This is a genomic window from Acidimicrobiales bacterium (assembly GCA_035316325.1).
Lineage (GTDB): Bacteria > Actinomycetota > Acidimicrobiia > Acidimicrobiales > VFJN01 > DASXTK01.
The window spans coordinates 1-23,739 of record DATHJB010000232.1; the positions used below are offsets into that span (position 1 = coordinate 1).

Annotated in this window: 21 protein-coding genes and 1 tRNA gene; 11 read left to right on the plus strand and 11 right to left on the minus strand. The window is 70.4% G+C overall.

The window, feature by feature from the left end:
* Positions 1–2,292: 2,292 nt before the first annotated feature.
* The 6 genes from VK611_30100 to rpmH all read right to left on the minus strand — a co-directional run bounded on the left by VK611_30100 (position 2,293) and on the right by rpmH (position 5,777).
* The gene (locus tag VK611_30100; protein ID HMG45622.1) at positions 2,293–2,904 is read right to left on the minus strand and encodes an RsmG family class I SAM-dependent methyltransferase; all 612 of its coding nucleotides are present in this window, start codon (positions 2,902–2,904) and stop codon (positions 2,293–2,295) included.
* 73 nt (positions 2,905–2,977) lie between these two features.
* On the minus strand, positions 2,978–3,985 hold the full coding sequence (gene jag, locus VK611_30105; protein ID HMG45623.1) for an RNA-binding cell elongation regulator Jag/EloR: 1,008 nt from the start codon (positions 3,983–3,985) through the stop codon (positions 2,978–2,980).
* A 6-nt stretch (positions 3,986–3,991) separates the two neighbouring features.
* A complete protein-coding gene (locus tag VK611_30110) occupies positions 3,992–5,062 on the minus strand; it encodes a YidC/Oxa1 family membrane protein insertase (protein HMG45624.1) in 1,071 nt (356 codons plus the stop codon).
* Positions 5,063–5,293, minus strand: a complete 231-nt coding sequence (yidD, locus tag VK611_30115) for a membrane protein insertion efficiency factor YidD (protein HMG45625.1) — start codon at positions 5,291–5,293, stop codon at positions 5,063–5,065.
* A complete protein-coding gene (rnpA, locus tag VK611_30120; GenBank protein HMG45626.1) occupies positions 5,290–5,646 on the minus strand; it encodes a ribonuclease P protein component in 357 nt (118 codons plus the stop codon). Before rnpA ends, yidD begins: the two co-directional genes overlap by 4 nt.
* Positions 5,643–5,777, minus strand: a complete 135-nt coding sequence (gene rpmH / locus VK611_30125; GenBank protein ID HMG45627.1) for a 50S ribosomal protein L34 — start codon at positions 5,775–5,777, stop codon at positions 5,643–5,645. Before rpmH ends, rnpA begins: the two co-directional genes overlap by 4 nt.
* A 444-nt stretch (positions 5,778–6,221) precedes the next feature.
* Between rpmH and dnaA the strand changes: the two genes are divergently transcribed.
* From dnaA to VK611_30180, 11 genes are all read left to right on the plus strand, one after another.
* Positions 6,222–7,649 (plus strand): chromosomal replication initiator protein DnaA, encoded by a 1,428-nt coding sequence (gene dnaA / locus VK611_30130; protein HMG45628.1) that lies wholly within the window; start codon positions 6,222–6,224, stop codon positions 7,647–7,649.
* Between the two features lie 251 nt (positions 7,650–7,900).
* Complete coding sequence (gene dnaN / locus VK611_30135) at positions 7,901–9,001, plus strand: DNA polymerase III subunit beta (protein HMG45629.1); 1,101 nt, start codon at positions 7,901–7,903, stop codon at positions 8,999–9,001.
* Positions 9,002–9,031: 30 nt separating this feature from the next.
* Positions 9,032–10,111, plus strand: a complete 1,080-nt coding sequence (locus tag VK611_30140) for a DNA replication/repair protein RecF (protein HMG45630.1) — start codon at positions 9,032–9,034, stop codon at positions 10,109–10,111.
* Positions 10,112–10,194: 83 nt separating this feature from the next.
* Positions 10,195–10,590 carry a DUF721 domain-containing protein gene (locus VK611_30145; protein HMG45631.1) on the plus strand — a complete coding sequence of 132 codons (396 nt, stop codon included), beginning with the start codon at positions 10,195–10,197 and terminating at the stop codon, positions 10,588–10,590.
* A gap of 140 nt (positions 10,591–10,730) precedes the next feature.
* Positions 10,731–12,671, plus strand: a complete 1,941-nt coding sequence (locus VK611_30150) for a DNA topoisomerase subunit B (protein ID HMG45632.1) — start codon at positions 10,731–10,733, stop codon at positions 12,669–12,671.
* 20 nt (positions 12,672–12,691) lie between these two features.
* Positions 12,692–15,163 (plus strand): DNA gyrase subunit A, encoded by a 2,472-nt coding sequence (gene gyrA, locus VK611_30155; protein HMG45633.1) that lies wholly within the window; start codon positions 12,692–12,694, stop codon positions 15,161–15,163.
* A gap of 85 nt (positions 15,164–15,248) precedes the next feature.
* Positions 15,249–15,902 carry a M15 family metallopeptidase gene (locus tag VK611_30160; GenBank protein ID HMG45634.1) on the plus strand — a complete coding sequence of 218 codons (654 nt, stop codon included), beginning with the start codon at positions 15,249–15,251 and terminating at the stop codon, positions 15,900–15,902.
* 46 nt (positions 15,903–15,948) lie between these two features.
* On the plus strand, positions 15,949–16,716 hold the full coding sequence (locus VK611_30165) for a DUF3566 domain-containing protein (protein ID HMG45635.1): 768 nt from the start codon (positions 15,949–15,951) through the stop codon (positions 16,714–16,716).
* 50 nt (positions 16,717–16,766) lie between these two features.
* Positions 16,767–16,840 (plus strand) — tRNA-Ile (locus VK611_30170).
* A 202-nt stretch (positions 16,841–17,042) separates the two neighbouring features.
* A complete protein-coding gene (locus VK611_30175; GenBank protein ID HMG45636.1) occupies positions 17,043–18,035 on the plus strand; it encodes a Gfo/Idh/MocA family oxidoreductase in 993 nt (330 codons plus the stop codon).
* A gap of 41 nt (positions 18,036–18,076) precedes the next feature.
* Complete coding sequence (locus VK611_30180) at positions 18,077–19,051, plus strand: magnesium and cobalt transport protein CorA (GenBank protein HMG45637.1); 975 nt, start codon at positions 18,077–18,079, stop codon at positions 19,049–19,051.
* A 12-nt stretch (positions 19,052–19,063) separates the two neighbouring features.
* Here the strand turns inward: VK611_30180 and VK611_30185 are convergent, their stop codons facing one another.
* From VK611_30185 to VK611_30205, 5 genes are read right to left on the minus strand one after another with little or no spacing between them, the layout of a single operon-like run.
* On the minus strand, positions 19,064–19,840 hold the full coding sequence (locus VK611_30185) for an inositol monophosphatase family protein (protein ID HMG45638.1): 777 nt from the start codon (positions 19,838–19,840) through the stop codon (positions 19,064–19,066).
* A 4-nt stretch (positions 19,841–19,844) separates the two neighbouring features.
* Positions 19,845–20,267 (minus strand): 3-hydroxyacyl-ACP dehydratase FabZ, encoded by a 423-nt coding sequence (gene fabZ, locus VK611_30190; GenBank protein ID HMG45639.1) that lies wholly within the window; start codon positions 20,265–20,267, stop codon positions 19,845–19,847.
* The gene (gene fabI / locus VK611_30195; GenBank protein ID HMG45640.1) at positions 20,264–21,058 is read right to left on the minus strand and encodes an enoyl-ACP reductase FabI; all 795 of its coding nucleotides are present in this window, start codon (positions 21,056–21,058) and stop codon (positions 20,264–20,266) included. Before fabI ends, fabZ begins: the two co-directional genes overlap by 4 nt.
* Positions 21,059–21,078: 20 nt before the next feature.
* A complete protein-coding gene (locus tag VK611_30200) occupies positions 21,079–22,443 on the minus strand; it encodes a carboxyl transferase domain-containing protein (GenBank protein HMG45641.1) in 1,365 nt (454 codons plus the stop codon).
* Between the two features lie 8 nt (positions 22,444–22,451).
* A complete protein-coding gene (locus VK611_30205) occupies positions 22,452–23,738 on the minus strand; it encodes a beta-ketoacyl-ACP synthase II (protein ID HMG45642.1) in 1,287 nt (428 codons plus the stop codon).
* Position 23,739 lies beyond the last annotated feature (1 nt).

Sequence of the window (23,739 nt, forward strand, 5' to 3'; positions counted from 1 at the left end):
CCACATCGAGCACCCCTCATCCCCCAGCACCCTGTGCTCCACCAGCACCCTGGTCAGGGCGCTGCGACCCCCGCGAACCCACCCCAGAATTGCTGCCGGCCGGAGACCACATCCACCAGGAGGCCGGGTTCCTCGACTGCCCTCCCCAACGTTCCACGTGGAACACCACAAGGCCCTGACCACCGGCGCTCTGGTCGGGGCATGGCGACCCCGCCACCGACCCTGGGCTGCTACCAGTTCGAGCCCGTCGTCCACCAGCTGTTGCCGCGACTGCCCTCCCGGACGTTCGACGTAGAAGCCAGGAGTTCCTGGCCTTAAGGCAATGCCCCTTAGTCCGGCATCGGCGGCCGACGACCAGCCCGACGGCGGGGGGTCCCCGCAGCGCAGCACCGGAGAACGAGACAAGGCGGACCTGTCCGACGCACGTGCTTGGAACATCCCAGATCCGTGGTCAGAGGGCCCGGCCCTCCGAGCTGGTGCCCGAATTGGACGTCGCCGCGGCTTCATCGTGTTCCACGTGGAACATGCGAATGTCCTGGTCAGCAGGCTGCCCACCTTCGATCGAGGCCCTGATCTGGACATTCGCCAAGGCTCCGGGATGGGAGCTGCCCGGCCCCCAGCCGGAACCAGGCAGCTCCACAAGCCGCCACCCAGCCAGGACTCTGCTGGGTCTGAGCTCGCCCGCAAGTAGGCGCCAGCCCGGGCCACCGACCGGCCTCGTCTCCAGACCCCGAGCCCCTTGAAGTCGGGTACCTCCGAACCAAGCCAGGGCAGTCGCTACACATGACCCCACCGACGGGTCAGGCCACGGCGACTCGTCCGGTCGCCCCCGACCACGCCAACCCCTTTCGCCAGAAGCGAGGTGGGTTGATCCACGGTGATGACTCAGGCCTGGCCGGCGTGCCCGCGAACACAGCAGGTCCCCTACTCCTCCAAGCTGAACAAGCCTACGGGCCACAACGACCCGGTCGCACCTCCGGCAGGCCCGATCAGCGCGCCTGGCCGCGGCGACCTCACTGGAGCCCACTGAACTGATTCGAACCGCTGGCCAGTGGCCAGGAGGGGGGACCTGACCAGCTCGAGTCAACCACTACCCCAGCCACGCCGAGCAGTCCTGCAGGACCACGACCCGGCGCTCCTCGGACAGGCAGCCCTTCCGTAACCGACCCAGGGTCTCCGAGCCCACCCCGGCCTCCGATTCCCGCACCCCGCCGCTCTATCAGGCGACGACTGCCTTCCGGCCAACCGGCCAGACGGCTGACCGCCATCCCCCGCGCGCAGCCTCCCAGTCGGACCCAGCTATCAGCGGCCTTCGACCTCTATACGACGACAGCAGAAGAGCCGGCCCGAAAGAGCACCGGCTCTGACCTGGACGGGGCTGACAGAACTCTCTCACCGGGCCGTTCCAACACCCTGTTGAGCACGTCCAGCCCGCTGACCAGGAGTTTCACACGTTCCACGTGGAACAAACAGGCGGACAGGTGCGGTTCATGGCAGTGCCCAGCCATCTCCGCTGAGGCCTCGTGGTGCCGGCAGGAGGCCCGCGAACTGGCTATTCGTCCGGCGGCCTTGGACGGAAGGCGCGACACCCGGATGTGACGGGCAGGACTATCGCGAGCCTGGCCGGGGGCACGCGGTTCCTGCCAAGAGCGGGCCACGCCAGGAGGGGCTGCGTGGTGAGGAGCCCGGCAGGTCCGATCCGGTTGGGCACCTCGGGCCCCATGGTGCGTCTCCTCGGTAGGACGAAAGCCTGACGCTCACACGGTGCCGAGCACCTTCCTCCGGTAGCACCCGTCGCTTCACCATCCGGCCGACAGGGCCGCGTGGCCTCAGAGCACCGCGTGGCTGCCGGGCCCTGGCTGTCGGCCTCGTTTGGACGCCCGTGGCTCGTTAGCTGGAGAGCTGGCCCGTTCAGTTGGGCGAGCGAGTCCTCTCGGGGGTTGCGGTGCAGTTGGCAGGGCACTTATCGGCGGAGCAAGGGGACGCAGGGTCATGCCCTGGGACCGAGGCCTCGACCGTGCCCCGATCGCAGCGGTTCCCCTGCTTCGTGAGTTCGGGGCAGGCCAGGGCCAGGGCCAGGGCGTCCGTCGGGCAGCCCTGACGGTGCCGATGGCGGCCAGGGCGCTCGGCTTGTCCGGGCTCGAGCCTCTGTCGCTGAGGCTCGGGGCGGGCCATCAGGACCGTGCTGTGGGCGGGTCCGACTGGGTGCGTCGCTCCTGGTCGGGCCTCATGGCGGGGCGCCAACGAACGCACTCGGCCACTGAGCTGGTGACGGCGGGCCTCCGCTGGCAGTTAGAAGAGGGGGCGCTTCGTGGGGATGCCGACGCGGCGGGGGTAGCGAGCGGGGCAGAGGGACACCTGGAGGAGCGACTGGTAGTGGAAGTCGGTGGACCAGCGCTCGGTGGGGGACAGGCCCAAGGGGGCCAAGCCGTCCTCGGGCCAGCGGGCCGTGTCGTCCGGGGGTTCGCTGACGAGGACGTGGCCGCCGACTCGGAGCAGGGGAGCAGCGCACTCGGCCGTGACGGCTGGGGCCCCGAAGCCACGGGCGACCACGACGTCGAACGACGAGCGGAGCTCCGGGCGGCGGCCGGCTTCCTCGGCCCGCACGGCAACCACGGTGCAGCGGTCGATCAGGCCCAGCGACTCGACGGCATCGACCAGGAAGCCCGCTCGGGTGGCGCTCCCCTCGATGAGCACGGCCCGAGCCTCGGGCCACGCCACAGCCAGCACCAGGCCCGGCAACCCGCCGCCGCTGCCCAGGTCGGCGAACGATGACGGCGCCGGGACCGGGCCCTCGGCGAAGCCCGAGGCGTGGGCGATCGCCCGTGGCAGCGGCCCGGCACCGATCCAGCCCCGGCGCTGGGCGTCGAGCAGCACGGTCTCGAGGGTCGTCGTCTCCGGCATCGCCCGCATGCTCGCACGAAAAACAAAGAGAGGGTGCGCCCTGCGAGACGCACCCTCTCCGAATGAAGAAGAACTAGACCGGCTGGATGATCACCCGGCGAGAGGGGTCTTCCCCCTCCGAGCGGGTGCTGATCCCCTCGATCTCGTTGGCCGTATCGTGCACGACCTTCCGGTCACCGGCGAGCATCGGGTCGAGCGCCTTGGCACGGCCGCTCTCCAGCACCTCGTCGGCGATCCGCTGGGTGAAGCGCTCGAGCGCCTCGCGGCGACGCAGCCGGTAGCCGGCGATGTCGATCCGCACCCGGGCGTGCGACTCGCCGACGAAGCGGCGCTGCACCATGCTCCGGATGAGCTCCTGCACCGCCTGGAGCGTCTGGCCCTTCGGTCCCACGAGGAGGCCGAGCTCCTCGCCCGACACGTCGGCCTCGAGGGTGGCCACGTCGTCGTCCACGACCGCGACCGACACCTCGGCCTCCGGACGACCGAACGCCGTCACCAAGCCGCCGAGGAACTCCTCCACGGCGGCTCGCTGAGCCTCGACGTCGAGTGAAGATCGCCCGACTCCCTCGTCTCCGTCACGATCCTCTGTGGACACAACTGCTCCCGTTCTGCTCGCTCCACCGCCTCGACCGCCGCGGCGGCGCCGACGCTTCTGTGCATCCGAGGTACCGCCATCCTCGTCCGCCGACCCCTCCGTCGACGCAGTGCTCGGTTCCACAGCCGCGTCCGACGACGTGCTCCGTCCTCCACCGTCAGCACGACGGCTCCCGTTCGACGCCTCGCGCCGGCCGTTCGACTTGGTTCCGCTCTCACCTCGTCGACCACCGCCGGTCCCTCGGCCCTGACCCGGACGGCCTTCGCCAGTGCGACGACGTCGTTCCCGGCGCTCGGCCTTCGGACGGGGGGCGACGGGGCGAACACGCGCGCGTATGCGCGTCTCACCGCGCAGGCGGCCGAACAGGCCCCGCTGCGCCTCCTCGAGCACCTCGAACTCGGCCTCCTGCTCGTCGACTCCGAGCTGGTCGAGGGCGGAATCCAGCGCTTCGGCGACGGTCTTGCCCGTCGTCTCGACCCATTCCACGAACGATCACTTCCTCTTCCTCTTCTTGCGCGACCGGGGTTGTGGCGAGCCGCTGCGAGCGGCGCCCGACGTCGTGGTCTGCGCTTTGGATCCGGTGGAGTCCTTGTCGGATGCGGTCGACCGTGCACCGTTGGACGACGAGCTCGCGACTCCCGACTTGGCTTCCTTGGCAGCGCCTCGTTGCCCGCCGGCGCCCTTGGCACGGGCGGCACCGTTCGAGGCGCCTTGCTTCTTCCGCTCGGCGCGAGCCTCGGCCATGGCCTTCTGGGCCTGCACGCCGGCGGAGTCCTCACCACCGTAGAGGGTCTGGGTGATGTAGTACTGCTGGGCCACTCGCCAGCTGGTCGACACGAGGAAGTAGATCCCCACCGCGGCCGGGCTGACGAAGGCGAAGAAGATCTGGAACGCCGGGCCGATCCGCATCATCATCTTCTGCTGATCGGTGACCTCGGTGTGCTTGTTCCGGCCCATGATCTGCCGCTGCTGGTACCACGCCAGCACGGCGATCACGGCCAGGGCCAGCAGGTACGGCAGGGCGGTGAGGAAGCCCTCCTGCAGGGCCTGGCTGGGGGAGATGGCCAGGTCGACCCCGAAGCTCGACATGTGGGTCTTGCCCAGCAGCGAGTTGTAGAGATCCGACGAGTGGTTGAGGTACTTGGGGTCGAACCCGCGGTTGATGTCGGGGTCCATCCCGTGGCCCACCAGCACGTCCTGGAAGCCGCCCCAGCGGGCCTGGTTGGTGAGGCCGCGCACGACCCAGTAGAGGATCGAGAACACCGGCATCTGGATCAACATCGGCAGGCAACCGCCCACCGGGTTGATCTCGTTCTCCCGGTAGAAGCTCATCATCTCTTCGTTGAGCTTCTGCCGGTCGTCCTTGTACTGCGCCTGCAGCTTGCGGATCTGCGGCTGGAGGCGCTGCATCTCGATCATCGAGCGGGTGCTCTTCAGCGTCAGCGGGGTCGTGATGACCATCGCAACGCAGGTGAGCAGGGCGATCGCGATCGCGTAGTTCGGCACCACCGAGTAGATGGCGCTCAGCAGCGACGAGATCAGCTCGAACAGGCTGTCCAACATTTACTGGTGCTTTCCTTGTGGAACGGGGTCCCAGCCATGGCCACCCCAGGGATGGCAGCGGGACAGACGTCGGACCGTCAGCCAACCACCGCGGACGGCGCCATGTCGGGCGAGGGCTTCCAACGCGTAGCTGGAGCAGGTCGGGTCATAGCGGCATGGCGACGGGCGACGGGCGGTGACGGCCTGGTAGCCACGCACGAGGCGGGTCAGCCCCCATGCCGCCGGGCTCATCGTGCCGACGTCCCCGCCGGTGGCCCCGAGCTCTCGGCACAGGCCGATGCGACGAGCTCGGCCAGGCGGTCGTAGTCGACGTCGACGACGTCGGGACGGGTCGTCACCAGGTAGGTGCCCGGTCTGAGCCCGTCGGGGGAGGCGTCGAGGTGCTGCATGACCGCACGCAGGCGGCGCCGCGTGCGGTTGCGGATGACGGCGTTGCCGACCTTGCGGGAGACGCCGTAGGCGACGCGCGTCGACGACTCGGGGCCCGCGGGAAGGAACGTGACCGTCACGGGCCCGCGACGGGCTCGCCGTCCGCTCCAACGCAGTGCCTCGAAAGTTCCACGGTCACGCACCCGCCAGATCATGCCGACAGGCGGGCACGACCTCTCTGCCGGCGCGCCCGCACGACCGCGCGACCAGCGCGCGTCCGCATGCGGAGCCGGAATCCGTGACGTCGCGCTCGACGACGGTTGTTGGGTTGGAACGTGCGCTTCACCTGTTGCCTCCTGGAGCACGCGGGCCACCTCACCTAGCTGCGAAGCCGACAAGGGCCGCGGCGGGGGAACACCGAACTTGCTACAACTCGTCACGACGCGCTGCGAACGACACCGCGCGCCGGTGCCGCGGCCACGGTAGAGGCACGCCCCGTGCAGCAGCAATTTCGGACGGGGACGATCCACAATAGCGACCACGCTCCGCATCCCCAGGCTGTGGACAGACATTGCACCCGCCCGAGACCCCAGTGGTAAGTTGGCCGCTCCCCGCCGCCAGCGACGGGTCTGTGATCGGCGGCGGAACTGCCGATTCTCCTTACCGAACCGGCTCAGCCTGGACCTATCCCTACGAGTCGGCCTCAGCAAGGGTCAACCACTTGTCCACCTATCCACATTGTGTGGACAGTTCTGTGGAAACAGCGGGGTCAAAGGAGAATCGACGCACCGTGACCAGCGAAGCGCACCGCCTGTGGGACACCTGCGCCGAGCTGCTCCGTGCCCAGGTGTCCGAGGTCGTATGGGCCGCCGCCTTCGCCGCCGTGCAACCCGTCGACTACGACGGCCACACGCTGACCCTCGGTGTGACCAGCACCCTGGCGAAGGATCGCATCGAGGGCCGCTACCTCGGCCTGGTCCTCGACGCCCTGGAGGAGGCGGGGCAACCCCACGCCAAGCTCCGCCTGCAGCTCTACGACGCCGAGCCGCCGAAGCCGTGGTGGGTCGAGACGCCGGCGCCGGGCCCCGCCCTTCCCGCCCTGCAGCTCCCGCTCACCGTCGTTCCCGGCTCCGCCTCCAACGCGTCGTCGCCGATGAACCCTCGCAACGACGGGATCATGCGACGCGACGACGACATCGAGCTCAACCCTCGCTACACGTTCGAGAGCTTCGTGATCGGGGGGTCCAACCGCTTCGCCCACGCGGCCGCCCAGTCGGTGGCGGAGATGCCCGCCCGCAAGTTCAACCCGCTGTTCGTCTACGGCGACGCCGGCCTCGGCAAGACCCACCTGCTCCAGGCCATCGCCAGCTACGTCAACGACAACTACCCGACACACCGGGTGCGCTACGTCACCTCGGAGACGTTCCTCAACGAGTTCATCGACTCGATGCACTCCGACAGCCGTGACGCCTTCAAGCGCCGCTACCGCGACATCGACGTGCTGCTGGTCGACGACGTGCAGTTCTTCGAGGGCAAGCAGGAGACGGTCGAGGAGTTCTTCCACACCTTCAACCACCTCCACCAGACCAGCCGCCAGATCGTGCTGTCGTCGGACCGGCCGCCCGACCAGATCGGCATCGAGGACCGCCTGCGGAGCCGGTTCAAGCAGGGGTTGATGACCGACATCCAGCCGCCCGAGCTGGAGACCCGCCTCGCCATCCTCCGCAAGAAGGCCGACCTCGACGCCACCGGCATCCCCGCCGACGTGCTCGAGTTCATCGCCACGCACATCACCGACAACATCCGGGTGCTGGAAGGTGCGCTCATCCGGGTGTCCGCGTTCGCGAGCCTCACCCACGAGCCGCTCACCGTCGACCGGGCCAAGCAGGTGCTGGCCGACCTGATGACCCAGGATCAGCCCCGCCCCATCACCCCGCAGCTGATCCTCGACGAGACCGCGGAGCTGTTCGGCTTCAGCATCGACGAGATCATCTCCAAGCACCGGCAGCGGCCGCTGGTGACGGCGCGCCAGATCGCCATGTACGTCATGCGGGAGCTCACCGAGCTGTCGTACCCCAACATCGCCCGGGTCTTCGGGGGCCGCGACCACACCACGGTCATGCACGCCGTGGAGAAGATCGGTGGGCTCATGCCCAAGGACCGGCAGATCTACGATCAGGTCACGTTGCTGATGCAGCGGGTGCGCCAGGGCCGGTGACCGCCGTCCGGGTGGCCCGTGGACAAACCTCCGGAAGAGCTGTGGAACACGTCGGTCAGACGGTGGACAATGTCTGCTCCATCCCCACCCGGTCACACACGAGCCGCTGTGGCTGTGGGAGCCTGGGGACGAACAGGGGACGACCATCGTCCGTGTGGCCTGGGACAACTGTCGGTCGTCCACAATCCACAGCCCCTACTACTGCCTCTAGTTAGATATCCAAAAGAACGACAGAGAAAGTGAGCGGCGGCGTGAAGTTCCGATGCGAGCGAGACGTTCTGGTCGAAGCCCTCGGCACCGCGGTCCGTGCCACGGCGAACCGGGGCGGGGCATCGCCGGTACTGGCCGGCATCCGCACAGAGCTGAGCCAGGGCAACCTCACCCTGACGGGCCACGACCTCGAGCTCACGATCTCGGTCACGATCAGCGAGGGCGTCTCCGGCGACACCGACGGTGTGGCCGTGCTGCCCGCCCGCCTCGTGTCCGATGTCGTCAAGGCCCTCCCCGCGGGGGCGGTCGAGGTGTCCATCGACGACGAGCTGGCCCGCATCACCGCCCAGCGCTCCGAGTTCTCCTTGCGGGTGCTGCCCGCCGACGAGTTCCCCCGCTACCCGGAGCCGGCCGGCGAGCCGATGACGCTCGACGCCGACGAGTTCCTGGGCGCGCTGCGCCAGGTGGTCCCTGCGGCCTCCAGCGACGATGCCCGGCCGATCCTGACCGGTGTGCTCCTGGCGGCCGAGGAGGGCGGCCTGCGGCTCGTGGCGACCGACTCCTACCGGCTGGCGGTGCGCGACCTGCCCGGTACGTCGCTGCTGTCCGAGGGCCAGTCGGTGCTGGTGCCGTCGCGTGCCCTCAACGACCTCACCAAGATCCTCGGCGACTCGAAGGAGCTCACGCTGCGGCTGGGCGAGCGCGACGCCAGCTTCGAGGCCGGCAACGTGCGGCTCACCACAGTGCTCATCGAGGGCGACTTCCCGCCGTACCGGGGCCTGATCCCCAAGGGCCACCCCAACAAGCTGACCGTCGGCCGCGAGTCGCTGCTCGAGGGCGTGCGCCGCGTGAAGCTGCTCGCCCGCGAGGCCACGCCGGTGCGACTCTCGATGTCGAGTGAGGGTTTGGAGCTGGTGGCGGTCACCCAGGACGTCGGCCAGGCCCACGAGTCGCTCGACGCCAAGTTCGAGGGCGGCGAGCTGGTGGCGGCGTTCAACCCCGACTACCTGCTGCAGGGCGTCGAGGTGATGACGGGTGACGAGGTGATCGTCGAGACCGTCGACGCCCTCAAGCCGGCCACCGTGCGCAGCCCGGAGCACCCGGAGTTCCTCTACCTGCTGATGCCCGTCCGGGTCAGCTGACCCCGCGCCGGGCGTCGGAAGCGATCGTCCGTGCTCGTCTCCGCGCTGTGGCTGGACGACTTCCGCAGCTACGAGAAGACCGAGCTGAAGCTGGTGCCGGGGTTCACCGCTCTGGTGGGCCACAACGGCGCCGGCAAGACGAACCTCATGGAGGCGCTGGCCTGGCTGGCGACCCTGTCGTCGTTCCGGGGCGCGCCGGTCGACGCGATGGTCCGCCAGGGCGCGCCGACCGCGGTGATCCGCGCCGAGGCCGTGCGGGAGGACCGGAGCCTGCTGATCGAGGCGCAGCTGGCCCGCAGCGGCCGCAACCGGGTGCAGGTCAACCGGCAGCCGCTGCGTCGCTCCCGTGACCTGCTGGGCGCTCTGCGGGTCACGGTGTTCACGCCCGACGACCTCGTGGTGGTGAAGGGCAGCCCGGGGGAGCGGCGGCGCTTCCTCGACGACGCGCTGGTGGCGCTGCACCCGCGCCACGACGCGCTGCGCACCGAGCTCGACCGGGTTCTACGCCAGCGCTCGTCGCTGCTGAAGCAGAGTGGCGGCCACCTCGACGAGTCGGCGGTGTTCACGCTCGACGTGTGGGACACGAAGCTGGCCGAGGCGGGCGAGGCCCTGGCCGCGGCGCGGGTCGACCTGGTCGACCGGATGCGGCCGGTCCTGGCGGAGACCTACGACGTCCTGGCTCGACGTCCAGCCGAGGTCGAGGCTCGCTACAGCTCGGACTGGCGCGACCGGGGGCTCGCCCAGGCGCTGGTCGACGCCCGGCGCGACGATCTGCGGCGGGGGGTGTGCACGGTCGGACCCCACCGCGACGACCTCGAGCTGTCGATCGGGGGCTTCCCGTCGCGCACGCAGTGCAGCCAGGGGGAGCAGCGGACGCTGGCGCTGGCGCTGCGGCTGGCGGCGCACAGGGTCGTGGCCGAGGAGGCCGGCAGCGCCCCGGTGCTGTTGCTCGACGACGTGTTCAGCGAGCTCGACCCGGACCGGAGCGCAGCGCTGCTCGCCAACCTGCCTGCGGGCCAGGTGCTGTTGACCACCGCCGGCGTGCTGCCGCCGGGGGCCGAGCCCGACGAGGTGCTGGAGATCGTCGGCGGCACCATCCGCCCCCGCTGAGCGCCGGCTGACCGGCGGGCGCGGTGCTTCCTCGCCCCGGTGGGTGACGGGCCCGGGTGGTGCCGGGGTGCTTGACTGGGGGCGTGACTGCTGTCGAGCCGACCGGTGCCCTGCCCCGTTGGCGACCGCTGCCCGGCAAGGGCCCCGCTCCGTCCCGGGTGGGCGACATGCTCGACCGCACGCTGCGTTCGATGGGAACCCCGTCGGTCGCCGGCGTCGAGCTGCTGTTCGAGCGGTGGGGCGAGGTCGTCGGCGACTCGATGGCCGCCCGCACGGTGCCCGTCCGCATCGACGGCGAGACGCTGGTGGTGAGCTGCGACGAACCGGCCATCGCCACCCACGTCCGCTATCTCCAGAGCGAGCTCGTCGACCGTCTGGCGCAGCTCTCCGGTGAGCGCCGGATCACCCGGATCGACACCCGCGTGGCACAGGTGCGCCGCGGGCCCCGGCCACCCCGCCGAACACCGCGAAGAGCCTGATCAACGCGCCTGGCATCCAGGGTTTGGGGCCTGTTCTCTGGTAGGCTGCATCCGTTGTGATGTGCGGTTCTGATCAGGAGATCTCGAAGCAGATCCGGTCGAACGCACCGTCTGTCGGGGTTCGCTGAAAGGGTCGCGTCTTGGCGCAGGGAAGCACCTCTTACGGGGCCAAGGACATGCAGGTCCTCGAGGGCCTCGAGCCGGTCCGCAAGAGGCCGGGCATGTACATCGGTTCCACGGGCGCGACGGGTCTGCACCACTGCGTCTGGGAGGTCGTCGACAACTCGGTCGACGAGGCGATGGCGGGCTACTGCACCCGCATCGACATCACCTTGCTCGCCGACGGTGGTTGCCGCGTGGTCGACAACGGCCGCGGCATCCCCACCGACATCCACCCGGTCCACAAGATCTCCGGCGTCGAGATCGCCCTCACCAAGCTCCACGGCGGCGGCAAGTTCGGCGGCGACGGCTACAAGGTCTCCGGCGGCCTGCACGGCGTGGGTGTATCGGTGGTCAACGCCCTGTCGCGCCAGCTGGTGGTCGAGGTCGACCGCGGTGGCAAGCACTACGTGATGAAGTTCGCCGATGGTGGCACGCCGCAGGGCAAGCTCCGCAGCACGGGGCCGTCGCCCAGCAACGGCAAGGGCGAGCCCAGCCACGGCACCACAGTCACGTTCTGGCCCGACGGCACGATCTTCGAGACCGTCGACTTCTCGGCCCGCACCATCGTCGAGCGGCTGCAGATGATGGCGTTCCTCAACCGGGGCCTGGAGATCCGCTTCAAGGACGAGCGGCCCGACCACAACAACGAGCTGGTCACCTACAAGTACTCCGGCGGCATCGTCGACTTCGTCAAGCACATCAACCAGACGAAGGAGAGCCTGTTCTCCAAGGTCGGCTTCTACACCGACGCCGACAAGGACTCCGAGGTCGAGGCCGCGTTCCAGTGGAACACCGGCTACAACGCCGACGGCATCCACAGCTTCGCCAACGGCATCAACACCTCCGAGGGCGGCACGCACGTCGAGGGCTTCAAGGCGGCTCTCACCACTGCGGTCAACAAGTACGCCCGGGCCAAGAACCTCCTCAAGGAGAAGGATCCGAACCTCCAGGGCGAGGACATCCGCGAGGGCATCACCGCGATCATCTCGGTCCGTCTGCGCGACCCGCAGTTCGAGGGCCAGACCAAGGCCAAGCTCGGCAACACCAGCATGAAGACGCTGGTGCAGAAGGCCACCAACGAGAAGCTGGGCGACTGGCTGGGGGAGAACCCCACTGAGGCCAACAAGGTCGTCAAGAAGGCGATCTCCGCGGCGCACGCCCGCGACGCCGCCAAGAAGGCGCGCGACGTCATCCGCAACAAGACGCTGCTCGACGGCGCCGGCATGCCCGACAAGCTCAAGGACTGCTACTCGAAGAACCGCGAGGAGCGCGAGATCTTCATCGTCGAGGGCGACTCGGCCGGCGGCTCCGCCGTGTCGGCGCGAGACCCGGCCACCCAGGCGATCCTCCCCATCCGGGGCAAGATCCTCAACGTCGAGCGGGCCCGCCTCGACAAGATGCTGAAGAACCTCGAGGTGCAGACGCTGATCTCGGCGATCGGCGCCGGCATCGGCGAGGACTTCGACGTCGAGAAGCGGCGCTACGACAAGGTCGTGCTGCTCACCGACGCCGACGTCGACGGAGCGCACATCCGCACGCTGCTGCTCACCTTCTTCTTCCGGCAGATGCGGGCGCTGGTGGAGAACGGCAACGTCTACATCGCCCAGCCACCGCTGTACTCCACCGAGGTCGGCAAGGAGAAGGTGTACCTCAAGGACGACAGCGCCAAGGAGCGGTTCCTGGCCGAGCACCCGAACCACAAGAAGGAGTTCGGTCGGCTCAAGGGCCTCGGCGAGATGGACGCCGACGAGCTGGGCGTCACCACCATGGAGCGCGAGCACCGCACGCTGCTGCAGGTGAGCGTCGAGCAGGCCGCTCTGGCCGACGAGGTGATGTCGGTCCTCATGGGCGAGGACGTCGAGCTCCGCAAGCACTTCATCCAGACGAACGCACGCGACGTGCGCTTCATCGACATCTGAGAGCAGTGAGACACAGCTAGATGAGCGACCCCACGAACGGCGACGAGAACGGCACCGGCATCGGTGGCCCCGTGGTGGGCATCGAGCCGGTCGAGATCCAGGAGGAGATGGAGCGCGACTTCCTGGACTACGCGATGTCGGTCATCACGGCGCGGGCGCTGCCCGACGCCCGTGACGGCCTGAAGCCGGTCCACCGGCGCGTGCTCTGGGGCATGCACGACATCGGCGCCCGTCCGGATCGCAGCTTCCTCAAGTGCGCCCGGATCACCGGCCACGTGATGGGCCACTTCCACCCGCACGGCAACTCGTCGATCTACGACGCGCTGGTCCGCATGGCGCAGGACTTCTCGCTGCGGCACCCGCTGGTGTCGGGCCACGGCAACTTCGGGTCGCCCGACTTCGGTCCCGCGGCCGAGCGCTACACCGAATGCCGGCTCGCTCCCATCTCCATGACGATGCTCGACGGCATCGACGAGGAGACCGTCGACTTCCAGGACAACTACTCGGGAGAGACCGAGGAGCCGACGGTCCTGCCGGCCCGCTTCCCCAACCTGCTGGTGAACGGCAGCCAGGGCATCGCGGTGGGCATGGCCACCAACATCCCGCCCCACAACCTGGGCGAGGTCATCGACGCCACGGTCCACCTGCTCGAGAACCCGGGCTCCACCGCCGACGAGCTGATGCAGTTCGTCAAGGGCCCCGACTTCCCGACGGGCGCGCTGATCATGGGCCGCCAGGGGATCATCGACGCCTACCGCACCGGCAAGGGCTCGATAAAGCTGCGGGCCGTCGCCGAGATCGAAGAGGGCACCGGCCGTCAGCGCGACCGCATCATCGTCACCGAAATGCCCTACCAGACGTCGATCGCGTCCACCGCGTCGAAGATCAAGGAGCTGGTCGAGACCCGTCAGCTCGAGGGCGTCGCCGACGTCAACGACGAGTCGGCCAAGGGCAAGACCCGCCTGGTGATCGAGCTCAAGCGCGACGCGCCGGGGTTGGTCATCCTCAACAACCTCTACAAGCACACCCCGCTGCAGACGAACTTCGCGGTGAACATGGTGGCCCTGGTCGACGGCGTGCCTCGCACCCTGAGCCTCGACCAGGCCCTGCAGGCCTACGTCGACCACCAGGTCGACGTCGTGCGCCGCCGGTCCGAGTTCCGCCTGCGCAAGGCCCTGGACCGGGCGCACATCATCGAGGGCCTGCTCAAGGCCATCAACGTCATCGACGAGATCATCGCCCTGGTGCGTTCGTCGGAGAACCGGGCCGAGGCGCGGGCGCGCCTGATGGCCGAGCCGTTCGAGTTCACCGAGGTCCAGGCGAACCACATCCTCGACCTGCAGCTCGGCCAGCTCACCCGGCTGGCCCGGGTCGACCTGGAGACCGAGCTCGAGGGTCTGCGCGACACCATCCGCGGCCTCGAGGCGATCCTCGCCGACGAGGCGCTGCTGCGGGGCGTCATCCGCACCGAGATGCTGGCGATCAAGGACAAGTACGCCGACGCGCGCCGCTCGCAGATCACGTTCGACGCCGGCGAGCTCGACCTGGAAGACCTGATCGACGACGAGGAGCTCGTCGTCACCATGTCGTCCCGCGGGTACGTCAAGGCCGTCATCTCCGAGAGCTTCCGGGCCCAGGGCCGTGGTGGCCGGGGCATCGCCGGCGCCAAGCTGCGCGACGACGACTACGTCACCCAGATCCTCACCACCACCGCGCACGCGTACCTGTTGTTCTTCTCGAACAAGGGGCGGGTGTACCGGCTCAAGGCGCACGAGATCCCCAAGAAGGACCGCACGGCTCGCGGCACCGCCATCGTCAACCTGCTGGCGCTGCAGCCGGGCGAGCACATCCAGGCGATCGTCGACACCCGCGACTACGAGACGAACCGCTTCCTGTTCTTCGCCACCCGGAAGGGCCAGGTCAAGAAGACCCGGTTCAACGAGTACGACTCGTCGCTGCGCACCGGCCTCATCGCCATCAACCTGCGCGACGGCGACGAGCTCGTGGGGGTGCTCCCCACCGACGGAGGCCAGGACATCTTCATGGTGTCGCAGTCCGGCATGGCCATTCGCTTCAGCGAGGACGAGGTCCGCGCCATGGGCCGTGCTGCTGCCGGCGTGCGGGGCATGAAGCTGAAGTCGGGTGACGAGGTCGTGTCGTGCAGCGTGTCGCGGCCCGACGTGGCGCTGCTCCTGGTCACCGACGCCGGCTACGGCAAGCGCACGCAGCTCGACCGCTTCAACGTCCAGGGCCGCGGTGGCCAGGGCGTGAGGGGCATCAAGCTGACCGCCCGCAAGGGCAAGGTCGTGGCCGCCTTCATGGTCGAGCTGGAGACGGAGATCATGCTGATCTCCTCGTCCGGCACCTTGATCCGCACCCCGGTGCGCAACGTCTCCTCTCAGGGTCGTGATGCCACCGGCGTGCGCATCATGAACCTCGACGACGGCCAGAGCGTGGCTGCCGTCGCACCGGTCTTCGTCACCGACGACTGACGGCCGGCACCTCCCCGCGGCGCGGGGCTCGGCAGGACGGCGACGTCCTCCCTCACACACCGAGTCCCACGTAGGGGAGGATGAGATGGAACACGACGACGACCGTGGCCAGGTGACGATCCTGTCGACCACGGGCCTGGCTCTGTTGGCGGTGCTGCTCGTGGCGCTGGCGACGTTGGGGCGCGGGCTGGTCGACCGGGCCCAGGCCCGCACGGCCGCCGACGCCGCGGCCCTGGCGGGCGCGGCCGAGGGCGAGCAGACGGCGCGCGAGGTGGCCGCGGCGAACCATGGCGAGGTGCGGCGCTACGACGTGGTCGACGGCGCGGTGCTGGTCCAGGTGGTGGTGGGGCGGATCGACGCTTACGCCCGAGCCCGACGGATCCCGGAGGTCGCGCCACCGACGCGCGCCTTCGCCGGCGGCCCCACGACGGGGTCCGGCAAGCGGGCCGGACTGTCGCCGGACCTGTCGGCTGCCCTCGAACGGGCCGACCGGCTGCTCGGCACACCGGTCCCCATCGCCTCCGGTCTCCGCTCCCGGGCCCAGCAGCAGGCGCTGTGGGACCGGCGATCGACCAACCGGTATCCGGTGGCGAGACCCGGCACGTCGCACCACGAGACGGGTCGGGCGGTCGACGTTCCCCGCGGTTTCGTGCCCCGATTGCTGGCGGTGGCAGGCGCCGCGGGGCTGTGCCAGCCGATGCCGCGCACCGATCCGGTGCATTTCGAAGTGTGTCGATAATGCACGCGCGGCGTCTCCGGCGGGCTCGTGCCGTAGAATCCCGCCGATGTCGGTCGATCGGCCCGAGGCACCTACGCCCCACAAGCAGGCCGGCGGGAACGGACACGAGCGCAATGGCTCCACGACGTTCACCGAGGAGGTGGATGTCGGCACTGTCGAGCCCGTGGATCGCACCGAGAAGGTGAGCCCACCGGGCTTCGGCGACGGTCCCCCGATCGTCGTCCCACCGGCGCCGACGTTGCCGCCGAGTGACGACCGGCTGGTGTACGACCAGCCCCCTCGCCCGGGGCGTCGACGCGCCGCCGAGCCCGGCGAGCCGCGCCACGTCACCCATCGCCTGCGGCACCTGAGCCTGTGGTCGGTGGTCAAGCTGGCCGGCCTCCTCTACATCTGCCTGTTCTTCGCGCTGCTGGTGGCCACCGTGCTGCTGTGGAACGTGGGACGGGCCACCGGTGCGGTCGACCAGGTGGAGAGCTTCATCAGCGGCATGGGCTCCTACGGCGAGTGCGTGCCCGAGGAAGGCCTCGAGCCCGGCACCGAGTTCGACCGCGACGAGGACTGCCGGCAGGGCAACGTCCGCATCGGCATGTTCGAGCTCCACGGCGGGGTCGTGTTCCGCGCGGCGCTCATCGGCGGCCTGGTGTTCGTGGTCGCAGCCACCGCCGCCACGGTGCTGGTGACGATCCTGTTCAACCTGTTGAACGAGATCACGGGCGGTGTCCGTTACACGTTGATCCGAGAACCGGCGGCCGCGGCTGCCGGTCCCGGCCCGGCGCCGGGGCGACGCCGACCACCGGGTCTCCGTCGCCGTTGATCCCACTGGCCGGAGGCGGGTGGGCGAAGCTAATGTCGCTCACTCACTACGGGGCTATAGCTCAGTCGGTTAGAGCGCACCCCTGATAAGGGTGAGGTCGAAGGTTCGATTCCTTCTAGCCCCACAACCCGCCCCCGTCCTCTGGCGGGGGCGAGCTCTATCCGGAGAGTGGAGAGAGAACCCCTATGGCTCTGCTGCGACGTGCGCTCGCTGCTGTGAGCATCGCCGGCCTGATCGCAGTCGTGCTGCGATTGCGCGGTGGCGGTGGCACCCCTCCGCAATCCGGTGGCTGGCGTGAGCTGCGCGGGCCGGACCTCCGCTAGCGCATGAAGGTCCTCGTGCTCGGCGTCGGGGCCGTCGGTGCCCGCGCCGCCCGTTACCTGGTGGCCCACGACGACGTGTCGTCGGTGCTGATCGCCGACGCCAACGCCCGGCGGCGTGCCGTCGTGGCCTCGTCGCTCGGCGCCCGGGCCCGGACGCTCGACAGCCCCGACGACGTCGCCGGCGCCCGGGCCGACGTGGTGCTGATCGCCACGCCGGCAGCGGCCCAGCCCGACGCCGCCCGCCAGGCCGTCGCCCAGGGCCGCCACGTCGTCGCCACCGCCGACAGCATCCCGGCCGTCCGCGCCCTGCTCGACCTCGACGCCGAGGCCCGCGAGCGGGGGGTGACCGTGGCCATCGGGGCGACGTTCTCGCCCGGTCTGTCCTGCGTGCTGGCCCGCCACGCCGCCTCCCAGTTCGACAGCGTCGACGAGGTGCACGTCGCCCGCCAGGGCACCGGCGGCCCCGCCTGCGCCCGACAGCACCACGGCGCCCTCCGCGGCCGCGGCATCGACTGGCGCGACCAGGGCTGGACCCGCCGCCCGCCGGGCTCCGGCCGCGAGCTGTCGTTCTTCCCCGACCCGATCGGCGGCGCCGACTGCTACCGGGCCGCGCTGCCCGACGCGCTGCTGCTGGTCCCGGCCTTCGCCGGGGTCAGCCGGGTGACCGCCCGGCTCGCCGCGACCCGGCGCGACCGGTTCACCGCCGGCCTGCCGATGCTGCGGCGTCCGCACCCCGAGGGTCGCATCGGCGGCCTGCGGGTCGAGGTGCGCGGCCGCCGCGGCCAACTGCACGACACCGTGGTCCTCGGGGCCATCGACCGCCCCGCCGTCGCCGCTGCCACGGTCGCCGGGCTCGCCACCCGTTGGGTCGGCTCCGGCCGGACCGAACCCGGTGCCCAGGGCCTGGCCTGCCTGGTCGACGCCCTGCCGTTCCTCCACGACCTGTCGGAGGCCGGCGTGCGCGCCGCGGTCTTCGAGGGAGCTGCGGCCGGCTAGAGATGCCGCTTCGGCGGTGACGCCTGCCAGAATCGTGGCCGGTGATCGTCGACTGCGCCGTCTACACGAAGGGCGAACGGCAGCCCGGGGTGCTCAACCTCGAGGACGCGCTCGAGACCGCGCGCGCCGGACCGGACAACTTCGTGTGGATCGGGCTGTACGAGCCCACCAACGACGAGTTCGCCGACGTCGCCACGGAGTTCGAGCTGCACCCGCTGGCCGTCGAGGATGCGGTCACCGCCCACCAGCGCCCCAAGCTGGAGCTCTACGGCAGTCACCTCTTCGTCGTGGCCAAGACGGCCCGCTACGACGACGCCAGCGAGAGCATCGAGTTCGCCGAGATCCAGATCTTCGCCGGCGAGGGCTTCGTGGTCACGGTCCGCCACGGTGCGGCGAGCCCGCTGGCGGCCGTCCGTCACGACTTGGAGGACGACCCCGCCCGCTGCCGGCTCGGCCCGCTCAGCGTCGTCCACGCCATCCTCGACCGCGTCGTCGACGACTACACGCCGGTGCTCGACGGCCTCGACACCGACATCGTGGAGGCCGAAGGCGAGGTGTTCGCCCCGGAGCGCACCAACCCGGCGGAGCGCATCTACCGGTTGAAGCGCTCGGTGCTCGACCTCTACCGCAGCATCGAACCGCTGCTCGACGCCCTGACCGCCCTGCGTCAGGGCAAGCACCCCTTCGAGGGGCAGGACCTGGAGCACTACTTCCGCGACGTCGAGGACCACGTGCACAAGGCCGTCAGCCGCGCCGAAGGCGACCGGGAGATGCTGTCCGACGCGCTGAACGTCAACCTCGCCCAGATCGCGGTCGGCCAGAACCAGGACATGCGGACGATCTCGGGCTGGGCCGCGATCGCGGCGGTCCCGACCATGCTCGCCGGCGTCTGGGGCATGAACTTCGACCACATGCCGGAGCTCGACGAGTGGTGGGGCTACCCGCTGGCGCTGACGCTGATGGCCTGTGCCGCCTTCGGGATCTGGCGGGTGCTGCGCAAGCGCGGCTGGCTCTGACCCGCGGCGACCCTACGACGACAGCAGCTTGAGCAGGTCGTCGTGAAGGACGCCGTTGGAGGCGACGCCGCTGCCCGCCTCGGGTGACGGGTCGCCGCCGAGGCTGCTGAACCGCCCGCCGGCCTCGGTGAGGATCACCGGGTAGGGCGCCACGTCGTAGTGCTCCGCCTCGGGGTCGACCGTCGCGTCGGCCCGCCCGGTGGCCACCAGCGCGTAGCCGTAGCCGTCGCCCCAGGTGCGCAGGTGCAGCCCGGCCCGCTTGACCGCCAGCAGCGACGCCTCGGGCCAGTGCGAGTAGCTGCTGCTCATCAAGTAGGCGCCGTCCAGGCTCGAGGTGTCGCTCACCCGGGCCGGACGCCCGTCGAACCAGCAGCCCCGGCCCCGGCCGGCCCACACGACCTGGTCGAGCGCCGGTAGCGCGATCACCCCGATGGCAGGGCCGTGCTCGTCGTCGAAGGCGAGCAACGTCGAGTAGAGGGGGACGCTGCGGGTGAAGGCCTTCGTGCCGTCGATCGGGTCGAGCACCCAGCGCCGCCCCGACGTGCCTTCGTAGACGGGCTCCTCCTCGCCGATCACGGTGTCGTCGGGGTGGTGCTCCTCGAGCTGTTCCCGGATCCAACGCTCGGCGACCCGGTCGGCGACGGTGACCGGCGTGCCGTCGGCCTTGGACTCGACGGCGAGGTCGTCGTCGGCGAAGTACCGCATGGTCAACTGGCCCGCCACGCGGGTGGTCTCGACGGCGAAGGCCAGCAGATCGGGGTCGACGGGAGGGGCGTCGGGGGTCGTCACGCCGTCACCCTAGGACGAAGAAGAGCCGTCCTGAGCACGTCGTCTTGCCCGCCACAGTGGCCGTCGCCCGACCCCAGCCGCCCCGTGCCGAGAGTCGTTCCAGCTCGACCACGAGGGTCAGCTCGTCGTGCGGCACCACCTGCCGGCGGAAGCGGACGTCCTCGACGCCGCCGAACAGCGGCAGCTTGTCCTTGTAGCGCTCGTCGGCCAGCACCGCGATCGCGCCGGCCTGTGCCAGCGCCTCCAGCTGGATGACGCCGGGGAAGATCGGCCGTCCGGGGAAGTGCCCGGCCAGGAACGCCTCCTCGCCGGTGACCAGGTAGCGGGCCTCGATGCTCTCGCCCGGCACCATCTCCACCACCTTGTCGACGAAGCGGAACGGCGGTCGGTGGGGGAGGAGGTCGACCGCGTCGGCCACCTCGGTCACGAGGCCACCTCGGCCGGCTGGTTCGCCAGCGCCACGGCATGGACGCCGCCGTCGACGTGGATGATCTCGCCGGTGGTGGCCGGGAACCAGTCGGAGAACAGGGCGACGCAGGCCTTCGCCGTCGGCTCCGGGTCGCGCACGTCCCAGCCCAGCGGTGCCCGCTCGCCCCACGCCACCTGCATCGCGTCGAACCCGGGGATCGACCTGGCGGCCATCGTGCGCAGGGGACCGGCCGCCACGAGGTTGACCCGGATGCCCTGCGGCCCCAGGTCGCGGGCCAGGTAGCGGGCGGTCGCCTCGAGCGCGGCCTTGGCGACGCCCATCCAGTCGTAGGCCGGCCACACCTGCTGGGCGTCGAAGTCGAGGGCCACGATCCCGGAGCCCGGTGGCATCAGCGGTGCCAGCGTCTCGGCGAGCGACTTGAGGGAGTAGGTGGAGATCTGCAGCGCCGTCGAGACGTCCTCCCACCCGGCGGCGAAGAGGCCCTCCGGCTGGCCGAGGCACTTCTCCGGCGCGAAGCCGATGGCGTGGAGCACCCCGTCGACCCGGCCCCAGCGCTCGCCCAGCGTCGAGGCGAGAGCGGCGTGGTGGGCGGCGTCGGTGATGTCGAGCTCGAGCACGTCGGGCGTGCCGGGCAGCCCGCGGGCCACTCGCTCGGTCAGGCGGAAGGCCCGCCCGAACGAGGTGAGCACGATCTCGGCCCCGGCCTTCACGGCCTGCTCGGCCACGGAGGCCGCGATGGAGTCCTTGGTCAGCACGCCGGTGAGGACGAGCTTCTTGCCTTCGAGCATTGGTGATCCTCTGCCGGTCGTTAGAGCGGGACGTTCTCGTGACGTCGCCGCACGGGACGTTCGCGCTTGGTGGTGAGCGCCAGCAAGGCTTCGGCGACCGCCAGGCGGGTGCCGGCCGGTTCGACCACCGCATCGACGAAGCCGCGCTCGGCAGCCGCCCGGGGCGACAGGTGCTCCTCCGAGTACTCGGCCTCGAGCCGTTCCCGCAGCCCCTCGCGGTGCTCGTCCTCGGCCTTCAGCAGGGCCCGCCGGTGGATGATCCCCACCGCACCCTTGGCGCCCATCACCGCGATCTCGGCCTGGGGCCAGGCCAGCGCGCAGTCGTTGCCCATGGACTTGCAGTCCATGACGATGTAGGCGCCGCCGTAGGCCTTGCGCAGCACCACGCACACCCGGGGCACGGTGGCCTCGGCGTAGGCGAAGGCGAGCTTGGCGCCGTGGCGGACGATGCCGCGCCACTCCTGGTCGCGCCCCGGGCGGAACCCGGGCGTGTCGACCAGCGTGAGCAGCGGCACGTTGAACGAGTCGCACCAGCGAACGAAGCGGGCGCCCTTGATCGAGCTCTCGATGTCGAGGGCACCGGCGAGCTGGCTGGGCTGGTTGGCGACGATGCCGACGGGCAGTCCGGCCACCCGGCCGAACCCGACCACCAGGCTGGAGCCGAAGCGGGCCCGCAGCTCCACGAACCAGCGGTCGTCGAGCAGGTCGGTGATGACGTTGCGCACGTCGTAGGACTCGCGCTCGTTGGCCGGCACCGCCTTGGCGGCCTGCACGCAGCGCCGGTCGGGCGGGTCGACGGTCGGTTCGCGGGGCGGCGCTTCCAGGCTGTTCGACGGGAGGAACGACAGGACGTCGCCCACCGCGGCGAGCGCCTCGGTGACGTCCGCTGCGGCGAGGTCGGCCACGCCGCTGCGGGTCTGGTGCGACCAGGCGTCGCCCAGCTGGGCCGGGTCGATGCCGTTGGTGCCGGTCATGCGGGCCGAGGCCTCGGCGCCGTTGACGAACAGCTTGGCCTGCTCGGTCAGCACCACCAGGTCGACCAGGCCGACCGCGATGGCCGGACCGCCCAGGCACGGACCGTCGATCACCATGGCCGTGGGCACGACGCCCGAGGCCCGGGCCAGCTCGCGGGCGATCCGCCCCCAGGCACCGAGGGCCGCGAGCCCTCCCGGGGCGTCGAGGCCCATGCGCTCGATCACGCCAACGATCGGCACGCCGGCGTCGACGCCCGCCCGGATGGTGCGGGCCACGAGGTCGGCGTCGGCTCCGGTGATCGCGCCGCGGAACCAGGCCACCGTCTGCTCGCCCAGCTCCGGGAGCTGGCCGATCTCGGCGACGACCGACCCGGATCGGGCGGCCGCGACGGGCAGCCGGGGCGCGACCACCGAACCCACTACGGCGTGGCTCCGTCGGTGCCGGGAGGTGGCCCGAGGATCAGCGCGGCGTTGTGGCCACCGAACGCGAACGACGTCGAGAGCGCCGGCGCCGAGGCCACCTGACGGGGGGAGCCGTGGACCACGTCGACCGGCAGGTCGCACTGCTCGTGGTTGGCCGTGGGCGGCACCTGGCCGTCGGCGACCGACAGCAGCGCCGCGATCGCCTCGACCGCGCCCGCCGCACCGATGAGGTGGCCGGTCACGCCCTTGGTGGAGGTCACGGGCACGGCGTGGTCGCCGAAGACCTTCGACAGCGCCGCCGACTCGGCGGCCTCGTTGTGCGGCGTCGACGTGCCGTGGGCGTTCACATGGCCGATCTCGGACGGCTCCAGGCCGGCGTCGGACAACGCCACCTCCATGCACGCAGCCATGCCGGCCCCGCTCTCCAGGGGAGCGGTGATGTGGAAGGCATCGCAGGTGCTGCCGTAGCCGAGGACCTCGCCCTTGATCTCGGCGCCCCGGGCCACGGCGTGGTCGAGCGTCTCCAGCACCACGAACCCGGCGCCCTCGCCCATCACGAAGCCGTCACGGTCGACGTCGAAGGGCCGGGAGGCCTCCTCGGCGGGCCGCTTGCTCAGCGCGCCCATGCGGGCGAACGCCGACATCGACACCGGAGCGACGCTCGCCTCGGTGCCACCGCAGACCACCACGTCGGCGAGGCCCTCGCGCACCATGCGGGCGCCCTCGCCGATGGCGTTGGAGCCGGTGGCGCAGGCGGTGGCGACGGCCAGGTTGGGGCCGGTCCAGCCCTGGTGGATGGCGATCATCGCGGCGGGGGCGTTGGGCATCATCATCGGCACCAGGAACGGGCTGGTGCGGCTCGGGCCCTTCTCCGCGTAGCTGATGACCTGGTCCTCCAGCGTGCGGATGCCACCCACGCCGGAGCCGGCCACCACGCCCCGACGATGCATCGGCGCGGCGAGGCCGTCGTCCGCGTGGCCCTCGGTGGCCACCGCGCCGGCATCGGTGACCGCGTCCGCCGCCGCGGCCACGGCCAGCAGCGTGGCGCGATCGGTGCGGCGCACCTCCTTGGGACCGACGTAGGGCACGGCGTCGAAGTCGCGCACCTCGCAGGCGATGCGCACGGAGTGCTCGGTGGGATCGAACAGAGTGATGGTGCCTGCCCTCGTCGTGCCTGCGAGCAGCGTCTCCCACATCGAGTCGACCGTCAGACCGGCGGGCGTCTTCACGCCCATGCCGGTGACGACGACGCGGGGCCGTCCCCGGTGGTCGGTCGAGGTCACG